Source organism: Paenibacillus sp. FSL H8-0260 (assembly GCF_045040625.1).
Taxonomy (GTDB): Bacteria; Bacillota; Bacilli; order Paenibacillales; family Paenibacillaceae; genus Paenibacillus_AQ; species Paenibacillus_AQ odorifer.
In genome coordinates this window covers 198,487-216,687 of sequence record NZ_CP150298.1, presented here as the reverse complement: position 1 = coordinate 216,687, position 18,201 = coordinate 198,487, and the positions used below count along the sequence as shown (strand labels likewise).

16 protein-coding genes are annotated in these 18,201 nt (G+C 40.8%); 7 read left to right on the top strand and 9 right to left on the bottom strand.

Features of this window, described 5'->3' with window-relative positions; translation table 11 throughout:
• Nucleotides 1–12 precede the first annotated feature (12 nt).
• The 4 genes from MHI51_RS01040 to MHI51_RS01025 all read right to left on the bottom strand — a co-directional run bounded on the left by MHI51_RS01040 (nt 13) and on the right by MHI51_RS01025 (nt 5,328).
• The gene (locus MHI51_RS01040) at nt 13–1,617 is read right to left on the bottom strand and encodes a restriction endonuclease subunit S (RefSeq protein WP_081398184.1); all 1,605 of its coding nucleotides are present in this window, start codon (nt 1,615–1,617) and stop codon (nt 13–15) included.
• 274 nt (nt 1,618–1,891) lie between these two features.
• Nucleotides 1,892–2,281: a hypothetical protein gene (locus MHI51_RS01035; RefSeq protein ID WP_076218498.1), complete on the bottom strand. Its 390-nt coding sequence runs from the start codon at nt 2,279–2,281 to the stop codon at nt 1,892–1,894.
• 24 nt (nt 2,282–2,305) lie between these two features.
• Entirely contained in the window at nt 2,306–3,748 is a 1,443-nt protein-coding gene (locus tag MHI51_RS01030) for a transglutaminase domain-containing protein (protein WP_076218499.1), read from the bottom strand.
• Nucleotides 3,745–5,328, bottom strand: a complete 1,584-nt coding sequence (locus MHI51_RS01025) for a hypothetical protein (RefSeq protein WP_076218500.1) — start codon at nt 5,326–5,328, stop codon at nt 3,745–3,747. Before MHI51_RS01025 ends, MHI51_RS01030 begins: the two co-directional genes overlap by 4 nt.
• Nucleotides 5,329–5,479: 151 nt before the next feature.
• Here MHI51_RS01025 and MHI51_RS01020 point away from each other — a divergent pair, with 151 nt between their 5' ends.
• The 4 genes from MHI51_RS01020 (at nt 5,480) to MHI51_RS01005 (ending at nt 8,951) form a co-directional block, all read left to right on the top strand.
• Nucleotides 5,480–5,869, top strand: coding sequence for a helix-turn-helix domain-containing protein (locus MHI51_RS01020; RefSeq protein WP_076218501.1), 390 nt, complete (start codon nt 5,480–5,482; stop codon nt 5,867–5,869).
• Between the two features lie 951 nt (nt 5,870–6,820).
• Nucleotides 6,821–7,750 carry a ParB/RepB/Spo0J family partition protein gene (locus MHI51_RS01015; protein ID WP_076218502.1) on the top strand — a complete coding sequence of 310 codons (930 nt, stop codon included), beginning with the start codon at nt 6,821–6,823 and terminating at the stop codon, nt 7,748–7,750.
• Between the two features lie 2 nt (nt 7,751–7,752).
• A complete protein-coding gene (locus MHI51_RS01010; protein ID WP_256721841.1) occupies nt 7,753–8,712 on the top strand; it encodes a site-specific integrase in 960 nt (319 codons plus the stop codon).
• A gap of 62 nt (nt 8,713–8,774) precedes the next feature.
• Nucleotides 8,775–8,951, top strand: a complete 177-nt coding sequence (locus MHI51_RS01005; protein ID WP_081398185.1) for a helix-turn-helix domain-containing protein — start codon at nt 8,775–8,777, stop codon at nt 8,949–8,951.
• Between the two features lie 627 nt (nt 8,952–9,578).
• On the opposite strand, the gene MHI51_RS01000 is transcribed toward MHI51_RS01005, so the two are convergent.
• The 4 genes from MHI51_RS01000 to MHI51_RS00985 form a co-directional block, all read right to left on the bottom strand.
• Complete coding sequence (locus MHI51_RS01000) at nt 9,579–10,256, bottom strand: GIY-YIG nuclease family protein (protein WP_076147798.1); 678 nt, start codon at nt 10,254–10,256, stop codon at nt 9,579–9,581.
• Between the two features lies 1 nt (nt 10,257).
• On the bottom strand, nt 10,258–10,557 hold the full coding sequence (locus tag MHI51_RS00995; protein ID WP_076218504.1) for a hypothetical protein: 300 nt from the start codon (nt 10,555–10,557) through the stop codon (nt 10,258–10,260).
• 332 nt (nt 10,558–10,889) lie between these two features.
• A complete protein-coding gene (locus MHI51_RS00990) occupies nt 10,890–11,327 on the bottom strand; it encodes a hypothetical protein (RefSeq protein ID WP_076218505.1) in 438 nt (145 codons plus the stop codon).
• 483 nt (nt 11,328–11,810) lie between these two features.
• Nucleotides 11,811–12,695: a hypothetical protein gene (locus tag MHI51_RS00985; protein WP_076218506.1), complete on the bottom strand. Its 885-nt coding sequence runs from the start codon at nt 12,693–12,695 to the stop codon at nt 11,811–11,813.
• 571 nt (nt 12,696–13,266) lie between these two features.
• Between MHI51_RS00985 and MHI51_RS00980 the strand changes: the two genes are divergently transcribed.
• From MHI51_RS00980 to MHI51_RS00970, 3 genes are all read left to right on the top strand, one after another.
• The gene (locus tag MHI51_RS00980) at nt 13,267–13,860 is read left to right on the top strand and encodes a hypothetical protein (protein WP_144024617.1); all 594 of its coding nucleotides are present in this window, start codon (nt 13,267–13,269) and stop codon (nt 13,858–13,860) included.
• Nucleotides 13,861–14,267: 407 nt separating this feature from the next.
• Nucleotides 14,268–15,452, top strand: a complete 1,185-nt coding sequence (locus tag MHI51_RS00975; RefSeq protein WP_076218508.1) for a hypothetical protein — start codon at nt 14,268–14,270, stop codon at nt 15,450–15,452.
• Nucleotides 15,453–15,828: 376 nt separating this feature from the next.
• A complete protein-coding gene (locus MHI51_RS00970) occupies nt 15,829–16,482 on the top strand; it encodes a hypothetical protein (protein WP_076218509.1) in 654 nt (217 codons plus the stop codon).
• A gap of 531 nt (nt 16,483–17,013) precedes the next feature.
• Here the strand turns inward: MHI51_RS00970 and xerC are convergent.
• Complete coding sequence (gene xerC / locus MHI51_RS00965; protein ID WP_076218510.1) at nt 17,014–18,138, bottom strand: tyrosine recombinase XerC; 1,125 nt, start codon at nt 18,136–18,138, stop codon at nt 17,014–17,016.
• Between the last annotated feature and the right edge of the window lie 63 nt (nt 18,139–18,201).

The following is an 18,201-nucleotide window of genomic DNA, read 5'->3' as shown; positions in this document are numbered from 1 at the left end:
TCTTGGTCCTCCTCAGTATAGTTCACCGTAAAGTTGATTTTTCACTTGCTCCCAACGGGTTGTTGCCTCTTGGACAATTGTTTTGTATCGCTGTTTCTCTTCATTATATTTATTAATCCGATCTATCTGTTTCTCCTTTGTGAGAAGAGGGATTTCAATTTCGGCCACATCTGCGGGATTCAAATTCATGACGGTTGTCCCGCGTTGAAGTCCTTTAATCAGCGTAGATCCCACAGGACTCTCGAGAAATATCTTTGCATACTGACTTAGGATTGTTGATTTAAAACGAATAACGATAATATTTGCAGAGGCGATGACGATCCCTTCAGACCCCGGAAATACTGCCATTTTGTTCACTGTTCCCCGGCAGGTCATTACAAGATCATCCGAGAGGATTTCGTAGCGTCTAACCTTGCGCTCTTCCTCATCAATCGTTTCTAGTTCATCAAGAATGACTTCGCTGTCATCCAAATTGGAGATGTTAAGTACTCTAATGCTTCCTGATTTTAAATTTTGCTTCAAAATGGACTTTCCCCGAAAAATCTCTGCGACATCCCTAAGTTTCACCTTAGGAACGGCGGCTTGCTGGAACACGTGTAACAAGTCGTGATCTTCTTCCAGCATCATGTCGATTCGCCAGTTCTCCAGCTGTAGAAACTGCTCGGCATGAATGGTAATTTCCCGCTCACTAACTAGCGCCATCTTTTGGAGCTGTAATCGGCCTAAATGCACTTCTTTTGCTGGCAAATTTCCAAATTCGACTTGATAGGTCTTAATGGAAGTAAAGGGACGAAACAACCCATCTGGTAGCAAATTAATATTACAGACGGGGATCAGTTCATTCGTTTGCTTACGCCAAGTTACGATACTCCCCGATTGAAACATCATCCGTGCGGGGAAAGTTACACTAATCCTTCCGCCGTCTTGTAAGAGCGGTATTAGATGATTAACTGCTACGCCCTCGGAGTCCCGAATCGTCACTTCGTCATCTTCGTCCATTTTCATTCCGAAATTCGGAATGGCTAATATGGCCTCGAATTTTTCATTTAGCGGCAACGGATGATATATAGATCCTTGAATGACATTGACGTTAGGATAAGGTTCAAAGTATACCTTCAGAAGTTTTGCGAAAATATAGTTTTCTGTCAGCAGCGTTAACCTGAACGACTGCTTGAAACACTGTTTATCCACTAGCCCTCGAATATATTTCTCTGTCTCCGTAATGAGAAGGGATTGGTAATGATGATGATCACACATAGTTACAAACCTATCCATGATACCAGAATGGACGATGATTCCTCCCGTAACACGATCTTGCTGTAAGGTCTGCAGGGCATATTCCAACAAGTCGATATTCCAACCAGCTTGATACAGTTTATAAAATAAATACTGATCCCCTGGGAAATGTCCAAGTTCTCTCTCGCCGACATGCTCCTTCATCCAGCGAAACAATACTTCCGGTTCTAAAAGCGTGTGATTAGCTACTTTCTGTTGTTCTAATACATTTCTAGTGTGTGTGACTCTTACAGCTTCCCGAAGCAATTGATCCCGGGAGCTAATATCATGAAGTAAACAAATATTCCAGAACGATTCTATCAATTTATCACCCTCTAGCATTAGGAACTTACACCTAAATAATACCATGCAAATATTTAGTATTGCAATACTAAATATTTGCATGGTATTATAATTTTTCTTTTTGTTATTCTTTTCATTGGTATTGATGCACTAGAAAATCTCCCAGAGTATGACTCATTCCTTAGGTTTAAAGAAGTTCAGTTGGTTTGACATATCCGTCTACCTATAGCAAAAGCTCTCTACAATAAGAGAGCTTCAGCATCATCAACACTATTGTTATCGCATATCAACCACTTTAAAAACAAACCATTCACTATATTCTTTTAACGCCATCTGGACTTGTGAAAATAAGACTAACCATATCTCTGTGCTTATCTCCATTCGCGATTGAAAATTTTGTACTTACACGACCACCCTCATCTCTTGTATTGTATGTCAATCCAACAACTTTATATTTTCGGTTTTGACCAAATTGGTATTTGTAGGGGCATGAGGAAAAGAAATTATTAGCGAGTACTTTAGTCTGGTCCATGGAGATGATGTTCTGTAGGTCCACCACTTCAAACAGACAATACTCTGGGGATTTAGCTGAAATATACCTTTCGTTATCATGGAGAAACGGGGCATCCACTTCCAGAATGAATTGCTCACCCTCTTCGTTCTCAATAACCATTGTATCGACGGTGCTAATTATTCTTTCCATTCTCTTTTATAGCCTCCCTTTACTTTAATACAATTCTCCCCTGATTTTCTGATGCTCCAAGGCAAACATCTCAGGGCTAGGATCGAAATAACGGTTTGAATGTTGGAACACAAACTTGTTCGTGATGGACGATAGATATCCGGCATCCCAAGTCGTATCTTGAATAATCCATTTTCCGTCAACATACGTTTCTATCCAGGTGTGCAGAGAATCCACGACCGAGGTGTCGATAGCATTCGTTTCCCTAATCCCCTTTACGGTGCCTGTATAAATTCGGGTGGGAATTCCTATGGCTCGATTTAAAGCTGCCGTCAAATGTGCGTAACCATTACAAAGCGCCTTTTTATTTAACAAGGCTTCCATTGCAGTTTTAAGCTGGATATCACCTGAAAAGTATGCAACCGTATCATACGCGATATTTTGGGTAACCCAATCATGAATGGCTTTGGTTTTATCGTAGTCATTCGCCTTCCCTCCCGCTATACTCCTCACCAGCCCAATTATTTCTGGATCATCACTATTCACGTAAGCTGATGCGATTAAGTCGGGGGATCGTTGATCTGAATTCATCACGGTGAAGCCCGCATAACCATGGGCCAATAATTGCTCCCGGTTTCCAAAATCGACGTCAGTACTACCCGACCCTTTGGGTTTAATACTAACTACATATTTACCTGGTCCATTGTGAAGATAGATCTTCGTATTCAGTCGGCCATTTATAGTATCAACACTTTGATAATAGAGCCTCACACCATTTTGATTGACGATAATTTCAAAATTAGAATCGCTATTAAATTGTGCGGTCAAGGATATCACACTTGTATTAGTCAACGTTTGAATCTGAGTAAAGGGACCAGGCTCAAGGTCACTCCGAGCACTACTGCCCGGCACAGGGCAATTTGGACTTGGATAGGGCGGTTTGTCACTTAAAGATTCGAGTTGCTTCTTCATTTTCTTGATAAACGTAATGGCCTCCGCACGAGTGAGTAAGTCGTCTTTGCCATAACCTTCAATGGTTGGTGATGTCTTACCCCTGGACATCCCCTCATTAAGTAAAAATTGTATCGACTGATCCTCGGAACAGTTAAAACCTTGCGCAGCAATAGTTAGCGAGGCAACCCCACCTCTGGTCATCGGACGCTCCTGTGAAGAGTAGTAGCCCCATCTATGCAATGCATATGCTCTTGTTTTAGAGTCCCATGGCTGATCTTTATCTGCAATGAAACTACTTGGATCCTCGTAAGCCTTGATCAGTATTGATACAAACTCCTTAAAAGTGATCGTGTCATTCGGCCGAAAGCTCCCGTCTGGATAACCGCTAATGATGCCTTGTGCAACACCCCAAGCGATCTCTTCATGTGCCCAATGCTTGTCCGACACATCTCTAAACGAAGGAGCACCATAGGCGACAGTTGCTAGCAGCACCCAAATGAGTGCTAATAGGGGAAGGAACCGGAACGTTTTCATGAAAGACTTCCTCCCTGAGGTGCTATAAAACGCACAGATTGATCGGTATGCATATTCAGCGCATAAAATTTTGCTTCCACATAGTCAATCCATAAGCATGTTCCAGAGTTCACATGATGAAGAACCTGCTGCTGCTCGGCTGGAATTGACGTGTTAGTCTGACGACTGTAATTTTCAACATCTTTAGTATCGAAGAGTACATGATGATGGATCGGCAGCATGCAGAGCGGGTTAGGCTCATCAATTGTGAGTACAACAGTGAAATCGAAGTTCTTCCAATCCGCCCTCCATAGAAGATGCTGTAGTGCTCTTTCGAACCATCCGCCATAATTGCCATCTATTATGAGTTCGTTAGGGATATCGATATGAAAAATAAAATGATGTGCCGACTCCAGCGCCGAGAACAAAGCAGGAATGTTGTACATCTCCCAAATCGTTTCAAAAAGCAGTAGAGCCTTCTCCTGAAGAGTTAACCCGGTTGGGATTTTACGAACGAATCCCTCGTTGGTTCTTAGCCACGGTTTTTCGCCGAAGCTTAACATATATTCATTTAGACAATCCCGGTGCGGACTTAATTCGAACTGATCTGCGTAACCCTTAAGCGGGCTTGCTGAATTCCGGTCGAAGGATGCGCCGTTTGGAAACAACGTATCTACCGAATGACCATGTACCCTGCTAAGCATCTCCATATAGGTCCTAGCGAAGAATGAGCGTCCTTGCAGGGTGGCCTCACCGAATTCACGCATTTCGCCGTCCAGATCAAACTCCCGATCCGGGATAAGTTCAATGTCTCTTAGTGCTCCGCCGAGCCAGTATTCTTTTCCTGAGTCCATCTCATGGTCGAAGTGAATGCGATACACTGAAACGGGATCATGAATAAACTGCTCCCGGCATAAAGCATCAATTGTCTTCAACCGATCCTTCTTTTGACCCCCAATAAACAGTACACGGTTATTAGACCGACTGCGATCTGAGGATTTCAAGGACCAATTCCACACAAAATCTGCCTTCTCTGTACCATAGAAGTTTTCTGCAATCTTAACTGGGCCAATATGCCGGAAATACTTATCTCCATGATCAGGTCCCAAGATAAAATCCTTCTGTATCAGTTCAGGTTCCAAATACTCCTCTGCACTAGCCGTTTCTGCAATACTTCTGTGCACTTCCTTGCCGGTATATAGAGCGGGTTTTTGAGGATAGGACAAAGCCTTGCGTAAAGCAGCAGTCTCCTTGATGAGAAAGTAGGAGGACAAAACAGCACCCTTGATTAACATAAGGACCAACCCAAATACAAGAATCATAAAGAATACGACAGGTCCGGAATCAGCATTGCGGCTGCGGTTTGAGAAATAGTCCCAGAAAGAGAATAACAACCAACCTGCAGTAGCACTACCGATTAGTATGGCCGGTTTAAAAATGCTATACCTGAGAGAAAGAATAACAACCACCCAGGTCCAACCCCAAGCATTGTCTTTATTAATGATCCAAGTGACAAGCCAAATAAGAATCACTGCCCATCCGAACCACACCGATAACTTAAGCTTCCTAATAGCTTTGGTCTCGCTAGATGTATTCATCAAACTCAATAAGCCCTCCATATACTAATAATTAGAATTTTTAAAAGTCATAGATAGAAAGTATCCCTTATATGTATGTTTTGTCAATATATAAACTTTTAAGGGTGTTCATACTATCATTCCTTATCTCTAATGTTTGGGTTGAGGTGATAATATGATCGATTCATCTAAATATGATGATGATGTATATAGTTTTATCCGTCTTATTGGGGAGCGCATAAAGAGCATACGTCGATCCAGGGGACTAACCCAAGAGGAACTTGCCGAGAGGGCTGGTATTAAATCCTCATATGTGACGGGTATAGAAACCGGAAAGAGAAACTCGTCATTAAAAACAATTTCTAAATTACTAACCGCTCTAGAAGTAGAGCCGTGGGAGTTGTTTAACTTTAGTGAAATTGAAAGTGAGGAACTTCACGAGAAGAGAACGAACGTAGAGTTAATAAAGGCGCTACTATTATCGAGAGAACTACATGAGATTAAGCTCATTCAGAAGGTTGCACGACAGGTGTTTGATACCATTGATCATTCTAACGGGAAGTAAAATATATATTGCCGCAGTTATTGAGTGGATTCTACTCAATAACTGCGGCTAATAGCCTCATTCACTGCCGGCAAAGTTTCTCTAACAGACTTTTTGCCCCCTAATTTACTCGTTAAGTAACCCATATTATTTCGTAATAACCAAACAAATCAAGCACTTTAGTATTGCGGCATTAACTGCGGCTAATAGCCGCAGTTAATGCCGCAATACTCTTCCAAGTTCAAAGTACGAGAAAGGTTCTTGACAATATCACCTTATGCTCTTAGTATATGATTCATAAACTATCTAATTCATACTTCATCCCTTGACATGAGTCTTAAGGGAAACTAATTCTAATAACCTTTAAACGTGTTAATATGTTTTTAATGAGCTCTGATGCTACTAACTATTTATAATTGGCTTTAAGCCCTAATGGATGATTTCAATTCCCATTAGGGCTTTTTTGCGTTCAAACCTTCCGAGGTAGGAATGCCAATTACAGTCTAAATATCCAAGGCTGAGGGATCTCTAAATGATTCTTTGGCCTTTTTATATATATGTTACCTAGACGGCAAAATATCAATTTCCGATTTTATCGGACGTTCTAATCATCAGACCAAGGATCACCCCGGACGCTTGCGACCGGAGTTGGTTGAAACAAGTGATCCCGAATGGTATGGATACGCCCGTCCGCCATTCTGACTCAAGGGCTAGCAGGCAACCACAATACTTTTTATGTTGCCGGGAGGCGAGCCCATAACGGCTCACTTATGTCTCTGATACTACTCAATTCAAAAAAATAACAGCGAGCTTTAATAAGAGATGTACTTGAACTTGGTTTTCGTTGAACCCGCTCCAAGCAAGCTCTCCGGCCGCTGATTATATAGCTACTAGTTAAAGATTGCTGAAAGATATCAGCAATGCCATTGGAATAAGTCTGACTATTTTAAATTCTTAGAGGAGGTCTAGTACATGATTGAAACAAGAATGATTTGTGATTTAACCGTGCACCCGAGTCATGATAACGTGATTTCAGAATGCACACCTCTCGCTATGCAATCTCTTGAGTTGAGTGTCCGTGAAGAAGGAATCCTATATCCTCTAATTATCAATCAGCATAATCAAATTATTGATGGCACTACAAGATGGTTGATAGCTCAGAAACTAGGTATCTATGAGGTGCAGGTTTATATAATCGATTCCGATTCCAATTGTAACTCTGAAGAATTCCTGCTACTTACGCTAAACAGATCTAGAAGGGATAATGAACAGGATCTCATTAAGCTAGCTAAAATCGCTAAAAGGCTTTATGAAATTTTCGATATCAAAAGAGGTAGGAAATTGGGACACGGTGACCCAAAAGATGCAAAATATGTAGCAGATCTTCTTAAATGTAGTCAAAAGAAGATAACTAGGCTATTGAGACTTCTTCAGCTTATTCCTTCTATTCAAGACTTAGTTTCTCAAGACAAAATTGGAATTAGCATTGGAAACAAGATTGCATCTAAGCTTAATGAGGAGCAGCAACATGCCTTTTACAATGTTATTACTAGATTGGATATTAGGAATATGGGAAGCCAAGAAATTCACACCTTGATTGAACAATTTAAGAATGACCTATTACAACCTATTGATGAGATTTCAGAGGAGGATTTGGAACTCACAACGTTTGATGAAGTTATTAGAGCTTCTTCCGGCGAGCATTTCCCATTAGTTATGAAAAATCTTTCTGAAGTTCCAGTCGAAAATATTATTAAAGACATTGTCAAAGTCTATCATAACACCACCTTTTGCTACGAAGAAAAGCGTTATCCGATAAGTAAACAAAATCACATGAAACTAATTGCAACCGTTGAAACTTTATTGGGCTATCTCATGGATAAGGTGGGATCCGTAAATTGAATATGACTTCAGGTCCCTCACCGTTGGAAGCACAAACCAAAAAGCTCTTTAGGCATATACGTACGGGTAGTTACAAAACCCGGGCTCAATATATGGGCAAGTGTCTTAATTTTGCACGATTCTGTCATAATACTTATAAAGTCAGTAACATTCGAAACATTAACACTGATCATCTAGCAGCCTATATTGTGACCCGACAAAAAAATGATATTGCTGGAACAACAATCTGCGATGATCTTTCGGCTATTCGTTTTCTGATGGATCATGTTTCTAATCCGCGCTACCAGATATTAACAAATGTTGAAATCGAAGAACAGTATGATCTACTGTTGGGTAATGAGCCTCTAAATCCGGGTAATCGTGCGTGGGCAATCAATGAATATGAGACATTCATTCAAAATTGTAAAAATATCGGTGCTTATAATCCCATTGATGTGTCTGTTCTTTGCATTAGCATGGGATTACGTATTACTGAGGCAGTTGCCTCGACCAGGGCGCAAGCAGAATATGCACTTCGCACTAGGGAGTATCAAGTCAAACACGAGGCTAAAAATGGAAGATGGCGTAAAGTCCCTTTAAGCCCTGAGGCAGAGCAAATGTTCTTACGGCGTCTACCCGAGGTGCCACGAGGAGGACACCTTTTCATCAAACCTGATCAAAAAACGCACTTGGCAGTAAACGAGCATGAACATTTTTTACGTTGCATTCGAGGTAAAATAATTAGCGAGGAAGGGATACGAACAAGAATCATCAAAAAATCAGCAAAAACCTTTACTAATGAGATAACTTGGCATGGTCTACGTTATTCATATGCTCAGAACAAAATGAAACAACTACTTCTAAACGGATTCAGTTACGATGCTGCTAGACAAATTGTATCTCAGGATCTTGGTCATAATCGATTGTCTGTTGTAGACGTATATATTGGAAAGAAAGGTTGTTACTTGGATAACATTTTGTGAGTAATACCCGCTTCTTATGTTAATTCCTTTCTTTACATCTTTTAAAAAATGGAGGACTCAAAATGGAACCAACTCTCTTGACTATAGATGAAGCGAGAAGTATTTTAAGGGTGGGTCGTAACGTAATGTATCAACTGATTAAGCAAGGAGGTATTTGCCACATATTGGTAGGTAAACAGATTCGAATACCCAGAGAAGCGCTATATAAATGGATTGAATCCAAAACGTTTGTCTCTTGAGTTGAGTGACGAACCTCGGCCTCTCACACCGTATATACCATTCGGTATACAGCGGTTCATGAAATATTGCGTGTGGATTTGTATCTGTCCAATAAATTCTTAAGTCCATTGGATTCCCAGTGTTATTCAAAGGAATTGGACTCCCTACTATTCACCAATACCCTTTTCGGATATCCCCTCATTCATAGGCTTTATCCTCGGGCGTACCTAAGGATAGAAGCCTATGAACTTTGGTTCTCGGGTTTCTTCCATTGTTTTCAAAGGCCCACCCTGAACCCTCTTGAATCCATTTGTCCATTTCTCGAAGGACTCTTGTCAGAAGAAAATAAAGTATTAGACTGTTGAGGGCATTCAACTAACGTGCAGGATAGTTTGACCGCTTAATAGAATGCCTCAAAAATGGAGCAAAAAGCAATTAGATCTGGATTATTCTCAACTGCTTCTCGTGACGCTGTAGGAGGAAGTTGATAATGGGTGAATGAAGCAACTACACGCTTTTTTTGTTGACTTTGTTATCCTCGGTTGTTGATTTTTAATGCAAAAGAAAAACCGCTCCGACAATTGGGCGGGGCGGTTAATTCTCAAATATCGTTTTCCGTTAGCACACCCTGAAAATCCGTGAGTGCATTATATTACTCTACTCACTTTCCCTATCTTCAAATATTCAATTTGTGCAGAAATATCTTTAAGATCCTCATCATTAACGCCCAATGCATATCCCTTTGTCGTCAACCAAGATATACTCATATCACTGTTGTTAATTTGAAGTAATAACGCCTTGTTGAAATGTTGCGTATTTGCCTCAAACCATCCTCCTATGGACATCTTAATTTTGGCACGAATTTGTTCCGAAAATCGAATGAAATTTTTCGGTTTTTCCCCGCTTCTCCTATTCACCCCAGAATAGATTCTCGGTTGATGCAACGGCGGTACAGTATCTGGTTTTTCCACTACAAAGTCTACATGTCGTTGTTTTTTTAATTCACATAGCTTGGAATAAAGAAGCAGATCATCTGTAATCGAATATTTACCTCCGCGAACTTTGCTCCAGCCATGCATAGCCATGTACTTAAGTGTCATTTGATCCTCAAGTTTTTTAGCCGCAAATCTATCACAGCAACCAGCTGAAATGACCTCAATTACTGCTTTTGGTTTGTGTATCTTCGTCCATTCAGCACCTTTTTTAGTGCCATGTTTTCGAATGCGTTTATCCAAATCGTCAGTTGTAGATTCACCAACATAAATAAATTGATCCTCTAGTTCAAGTATATAAACCGAACGCATCACAATATCAGTGTCTGCCATTTTATTCCTCGCGCCCTCTGTTCTTTTTGAGCAATTCGTCTTCCTCAGCTAACATTTTTTCGTAAAACGTTTCTTTCTTTGCTTCGAATGCTTCTATAATATTTTGCATTTTCTTGTTGTCTGAGTTGCCACTAAGAATTAAATTAAGTGCCTCTTCATCTGAAATTTCATTATTAATACGTTTAAAAACCAATTCCTTCTCTAGTTGATTTAGAGCCTGGTCTTCGTAACCCCAAGAGGCATTCATTTGTTCGAACATCTTATCAAACTTTTCCTGCGAAACTTTTTCATTACTACCCACTAGACGCCCTCCCACATACCATTTCCATTATTGTACAATAACTATTTGTTACAATGCTATTTCAATGATGATACCAATTCATACAATAGTAATTATTCTCTCGCGTTGTAACGCAAGCGATCTGGCAGATCAGAAGACGCGTTAAGCTCTAACGGGAAACGTTAGTTGAACGACAACAGCGGCAGTCTAAGACTTATTTATCAAGTCTTGGTTAGCCGCTGTTTTTATTAGTGGATCAGTCTAAAACTTATTTTTCAAAAGCTGAAGATCTTTCAATTCAAAACCGCGTTAAATCAATGACTCCAGACTAATACTTTATTTTCACCGAACTCCTACTTCATACCTACTATCCTTATGTTCGTGGCTGGAGGCATTTCTAGTAGGCGTCCACCTTTTTTAGCCGCAAACCTGCCTTCCAGTGAACGGGGGCCAACAATTTTTGCCCAACCAACATTTGTCTGTTTTAAAGCAGCTTCAGGAACATAAAACTCAATATACATAGAACCTGGCTTTGCTTGTTTTCGAAATGCATTAACATCTGCAGGAAGAGCAACATGTGTTGTGCCGGTATGACTTTCTATCACTTTTTCTGTTCTTAGCATAGAGTCGTACTCCTGTTTAGACATCCATCTGCCTACTTTGGTTAGGGTTACTTCCCTGTTGTCCTTAACTGCTGCCGTACACAGCCCATCTTCTGCTATGCTTAATGCCCGTTCTGTGGAGGCAGTTAAGTGCAGGCCAAAACCATGATTGTTTGATTGCTCTCTCATAATGCTCGTCTCCTTTGAGGTGAAATAAAAAAAGCGCAGGAGAACATTCCTGCGCTTTGCTGAATATTTGTGGAAAACAAAAAAAGGCCCAAGTAGCAGCCATGAAAGACTGTCACTTGGGCCCGAGGCCTAAACTATAAAGTTATGATAAGGAGGAGTATTTTGTTATCTGATCACGGAAAACAAAAAAAGCCCCATACGATAGCCAAAAATCGGCTTCGTACAGGGCTATTCTGGATCAATCAGATTGCGTTATTAAACAAAAAAAGTCCTCCGATGAAATAGAACTATGCCTATTCCAGGAGGGCTATAGATATCCTAAATATGTAGTTATTGATAAAGAAGGATCCTGCGATTCAATTCTGAAATGGACCAGAGCCCAATTAGCAGATGAGCGTTATGAGTATTAATGGATACTTATCCTTCACGGGACACCGTGATATATTATATAGTTCACCCGGGTTGTCCTTAAAAAACAGACGTTTACCCCGAATCCAAAAAAAATTTTTCGATATACTCCAGGATGTTATCCTCTGCTCGCCGTTTATTTCTGTGAACTGTCTGCTGCTTCGTTCCAAGCATTTCCGCGCATTCGGCTTCGGTAATTGCGCCCTCCCCGTAACAACGCTCGAAGGCTTCGATTTGAGGTAGACTCTTTAAGTATTCCTTATGCATGCCTATAGGAAGAATCATGTATCCATAAAAGTCTTTCTTCTCTTTACGGCTCAATTTCCGATTATCCACCCTCAATTGCTTCACAGTCTCGATAACTTTAGCTCGAAGAAGAACCGGGTCCCGTTCTTCCAGAGTAATAGCCTGTTTTTCGAGGTAGATTTGAAACAGCTCTTTGCGCGGCTTACCCTTTTTCCCATTTACATATTTCTTTCTGAGCCACCTTTTTGTCAGCTCACTATGCACATTAATTTTTATAAAGTCTCTGAAGGTTCCCCTGCCATCGACACGGGGCATAAAACGGGTAGCAATGGCTTCAATCAACTCGACTTCAATTTCCTCTGTAGAAATGTCATCAATATCGTTCCATCGAAGCCTAATTGCATTTTTAACCATTGGTGTGAAGTACGCAGTAAATAATTGATACTCATCCCTTGTTGCATCGTTACTGCAAACGGCCGCAGCAATCCTGAAGACTTCCTCATCAGCTAAGATTGGAGAAGAAAGCGAGTGCTTCACTTCTGGAAACTCCTCTGTTCCATCCAGATGCGACACAATACAGATAGCGTACCCCCTTTTTAGCTGACCATGTTTATCTGAAACCATCCTGTAAGCCTGGCGTTTATCAGCAGCCTCGACATACTCCAAGATTTCCCTTCCCGTATCTACGGTGTAACCACTCACATAAAAGTCCATTTCAAGTCACCTCTCTTCTTTTCCGGTAAAAGTACCTATATATATTTGTTCTAATATTTTCGCCTTTTTTTGACCAAAAATCTAGAAATGAATTACTTCCGTTCAAAAAGAAGCACCCAGTTGGAAGGGAGCCCCTCCTACTTGGTGGTTTTTTTCATCATTAATGAAGCAGCGCTCATCAGCCCACCTCAAGATTTCGGGAGAAAGCAAAGGGGGCAGACTGCCAGTGGTAGTTCGCAAAACCCAGCCGGTGCAGTCGCCAACGTCCATCCAGCAAGACCGTTCCACTTCTTCCGTTTTCAAAGATACATCTGAGAGCCTACCGTAGCTGTCATCCACAGCCAGCCACACCGAACCTTGCACGGCAAGAACCGGTATGGCAAACAAGGCTATGACAGCTACGGTATACGGATGTACTGATCTTTGAAAACCTCATACGTTTCACTTCATTGCTCATCCGGGCGGACTGCGCCCTAACCGGCAAAACCTTAAAGATTCCGCTCATTGCCGCTCGTGCTAGACCAGCAAACGGAACCAGATTGGCTTTAAATCCAATAACTTTTAGGAGTCTATGATGATGTTAACAAAAAACGTGTACAGTACCATGATCGGAAAGCAGTTTTCTCAACCCAGCTTTAAGCTGTTGTGCGCACTAATCGATCAACGAATTGAATATGGACTTCCCAGCTTCATGTTGCGGAAAAGACTCCTGGAAGAGATAGAGGATTTTAATAAGAAGGCTACAGCTGTTCTGGAGGAACAGCACAAAGTGGAGGATAAGGTACGCAGAGACATGCTCGCTTTCCCCTTCCATACCGAACTGACCTATAAGCTATCTCTTGTTTTGAATTGTGGAACGGTCTGTAAATTGGACTTAAAGTATAATAATATCTCGTTTACGGATCCGGAGGGAAACTCAGGATTAACACCTATAGTGTACGTGTCCCAGTGGCAGAAGAATAAATACATACGGATGATCAAACCGAGGGAAGTGATTGAGGGCATTGAGCATCTGTACACCGTTCATTCGACTCATATTCCCGTCATTACGAAGGAAAACGTATCACAGTGTGATAATAAGGCGGTCCTGGAATTACTATTGACCTTAACGGAAACCGAGAAGAGCCTGCTGCAGGAGAAAAAGTGCCCAAAACTGCGGTCATAAAAGAGTGTTTCCAAGCCCTCATACCTTTATGGTAGCCAGCATTGAAGAACAACCATCAGTGCGGCGTAGAAAAAACAAACGTCCGGCAGCTGATAAACAAATACCTATAACCCTGCCAGTGAGAGTCTCACAGTATCAGTGCGAGATCTGCATGTCGATCTTTTATCTCTAATTTTTAATTAAGGAGATCCTGATTGGGCGCGTAAGGAGTGTATGAGCGCGTCGGCTGACTAGCTAAGCCTACTTTTTCCTTCTGCCCTGGTTCCGGATGAAACGGGCGCTGCAGAGATTCCCTTCAAAGGTGGGCGCCGAACAACGGCCGCCCTCGTAGCCCAATGTTTTTTCCTTGACAGATAAAGTGAAAATCGCTTACAGGTATAGATAGATATATTCAAGGGGGAATTAACATGACGATTTTAGCGATGTATCGATGGGAGAATAACGCTGTATTTGTATCTGATTTCCGGGTTTCTTATGATGGAAAGAACCAGGTAGATGTCTTATCCAAGTTTATTACTTTCGATAACAGACTTGGTATTTTCACTGCGGGCAATTTGGAATTATGGAAAGGCGCTGTGCCAATAATCCAATCGGTTATGCGAGAGGTTACAATGGATAACGTAGCAGAAGAGGGGCCACTGCAGCTGGCCCTGACACGTTATACAGAATCAATCCCTACCGCTCGTGATAAACCCAGACTAAAGTATGGAGGAATTGGTTTCATGCTTGACGAGGAAACGGGAACCAATATCGTCTTCAGTTTAGAAGGAGAAGCTTCAAGAGGTCTTCGCATAACCCCTCTTGAAGATGGATGTATTGTCATGGGAAGTGGCAAAAATATTCCTATGATTGAGGATAGGTTGGGCGCCGTCCTGAATCAGCATAAAGCGGAACAGCCAGACAATGTACCTGAAATAGAATCAAAATTGAAAGGAGAAGTTACTGATTACATCACTCGATGCGGAGCATCCGCTTACCGTAAGTTGGGCATATCACCCGTCTTCGCAACCTCCCGACTTGCTGCAGGTGGTTTTAATATGACGGGGATCGAGACTCATGGAGGTAGTTTTTCCACTTATGGACCTCCCCGAAGATATCATTATTCGTTTCAACGCATAGATGGACAAATGGTGCTCCAAAATCATCTTACTAACAGAGTCATAGTCGTTAATGAAATCAAGGATTATTCTGATTCAGAGGTTGATGTATTGTTTGATCCGCTCGGGTTAATGGGGGGGGTTGACCCAATCCCTTGTGCGGTAGGAGATACAGTGTACTTTATGAACCAATGGGTTGAAGATGACTTTCTTGACCGAACCGTATATAAAACGGGGATCTTCTATTTTAAAGGCCAGCCTATGTGTAATCCAAACTACCAGCAGCTGGCGAATATCATAATGGAAGAGTTAGATAATCCGGAGGCAGTTCCTTATGTAAACACGGGAGACATTGGTTTAATTATCCCGGCCGAAAAATGCAGTTCATTTGAGGCGGGTATCAGCACACAGATTTTAAACCATACATGGATGGCCGAGCATATCACCAACTACGATAAATTCTACGACCCACCGGCGGACTCTGCTGGCAACTAACCAGCTTTCTGCTGTTTTCCGCAGAAAGCCGCCGGGCTCCTTTCCACTGCAGGCGGGCGAACCAGCCCGTCCACTGAATCACCATGATCGAGTGCATAATGTCAAAAATGGCGACTCAGCCGACCGGTTCGTCAGCTTTCTGTGGTACGGGTTACTTTTTCGGGTACGCCGATTACCAATAGTCTTATTATTGTCAGAAAAAAAATAAAGATCTAGACTGAAAAATAAAGTATTAGACTAACGATGCTTCATTAAGCTAAAGGACAGCTTAATGATTTCGCGAATACTCTTATATTGAGTTATAAAAAAGTTCGTATATAAGACGTTATGTGATATTACTGCAAAGAATAAATCCTATAAATATAAAGAGGTAAATATGAATAAAATTGAAGAGAACTATAAACTACTCGTTAGTTACATTAAGCATAAATGGAATAGTATTAGCACCGAATTAGACTCAATATTAGATGTGATGCCAGATGAATTTGAAATTGACATTAAGAGCAGAACAGTGCTAAATACTTATTTCAAACCTGAGACTGAAACAGAGTTAAAAGAGTTTGAGGGATATTTCTCTTCATTTGGAGAACTATTAAACAGAACATTAATGGAAGATTATTCAAATACATATTCTTTTATTGAATCTAGCACGCAATTAATTATTAAAGAAATGAATAAAGAACTTGAATACAAGAGATATAAAAAATTAAACCAAAAATTTTCCAACAAGTCAGAATTTTATAAAATGATCAAATTCATTGACGGTAATATTTATAAGTTTAATGAGAGTGACCACATAACTATTAGATTAATAGAAAAATATATAAGAAAAATCAGAAATGATGGAGTGCATAAACCCTACGAAAGTATAGGGAATGAGATAAAAAATGCAATTTTAATAGATAACAATAATGTTGATCAAAGACTTAGAGCTGTCCATTCTCTTTTTGTCGATAATATTAATTCTTTATATGGAGTGGTAGAAGATTATAAATCTATATTATTAAAAATTGTTCCTGATAAAGGATGAAAAATCATATTGTTAGTAAATCAAAGAAGGCGATAACATCACATAACACCATTTCACGCATCGGGCCATTCGGTCCTCGGTCCGGCCAAAGATTGGAGTGAATTCGTGGAGGCATTTCAGTGTTCGAAGAAGCTGGGTCAGCCGAGTACACCCACACTGGCTAAGTCTGTCCGGGTCTGATGCCCCTTACCGCCAGTGATGGTTCTTGAATGCGGGAACTTTACTCATTGGGCTTTTTCAAGTTATTCCGCTAACGGGGACGTTAGTTGAACAACACAGCGGCATTCTATGACTTTAATTTCTTTCCACTCTTTTTCTACCAATGGAACTGGAAAATGTTTTGTAAAATAACAAAAGCCCGAATCCGAAGATTCGAGCTTTCGTAGGTTCATTACGAACCTTAATTTGTAACTTACGATAGTCGCTCATTACGAGCTTGAATGACAACATATTACCTTCAAATCCTATATACGTCAACTCAAATTAGCAGTTGATACAATATCGTCGATCTATATAAAACTAATCCCAGAGTTAATCCTTATCTCTCCCAAGTGCTGTACTCATCGCATTGATTGTTTTCTTATGCGTTTTATCAAACCGGTGAGTATAGATCTTGTTTGTTGTAGCCAAATCAGAATGCCCTAATGCTTCTGAGATTGCCTTTAAGTCAACACCCGCTTCATAGAGAATACTTGCAAAAGTATGACGCAAATCATGAAGTCTGATTTTAGGTAATACATTACGCTCTAGAAATAAGCCAAATTGCTCGGTCAGCGTATTCACACGATACGGCTTTCCATTGTCCTGGATATAAACATAGCCACTATCTATGTACTCATCACCCAACATCCATTTGTACTCTTCTTGACGCTCTCTGGCCTTGGTGAGGACCTCAAACAGTTCATCCGTCATATAAAGCACACGCTTGCTCTGTTCCGTCTTAGGGGCTTTTACGATCTCTTTACTGCCTGCGCTAGTACGAACCTCTGCTATCTGAATGCTCCTATCCTTGAAGTTAATGTACTTCCATTGAAGACCTACAATCTCTTCACGTCTAAGTCCCAAATAACCGGCCAGATATACGGGTAATTCAAGCTTTGTGTTTTTCACTCTGTCTAGCAGAATATTTAATTGCTCACGGGTATAAGACTGTCCTACGAACCGTTCTTTCTTAGGAAGAGTTACCGCGTCCGATACGTTACGATGCACAAATTGCTGCTTCAGGCCGTAATCCAACGCTTTCCGAATACAGGCATGATGTTTATGTACAGTATTTGGAGAAAGTAGTTTATCATCCATTAGATATTTATAATATTGTTGGATGTGTGCAGGTTGCAGCTTTTGTAACTCGAAGTTACCCAAAAAGGGGATAATATGCTTAAAGATAATATTTCTGTAACCATAGATGGTTGTCTCTTCGCAGTTATACTTTACGTATTTCTCTATCCAATGCTCAAGAAATTCGGAAAAAGTCATTTTTGTCGTTTGGACCAATAAATTACGTTGCTGATTATATTCAAATTCATTCAGTAACTTCTTAGCCTCGGCTTCAGAGGAAGCAGACGTATATTTCCTGATTCGTTTGCCTTTACTATCTGTACCAAAATCAAATGTAACCCGAAATTTGGTTCCGACCTTGGTGATGCTTCCTGCCATGCTATCATCTCCTAATTCTCTTTGCCGTAGGGGATTCCTCTACCTAAGGTTAGGATAGCATGC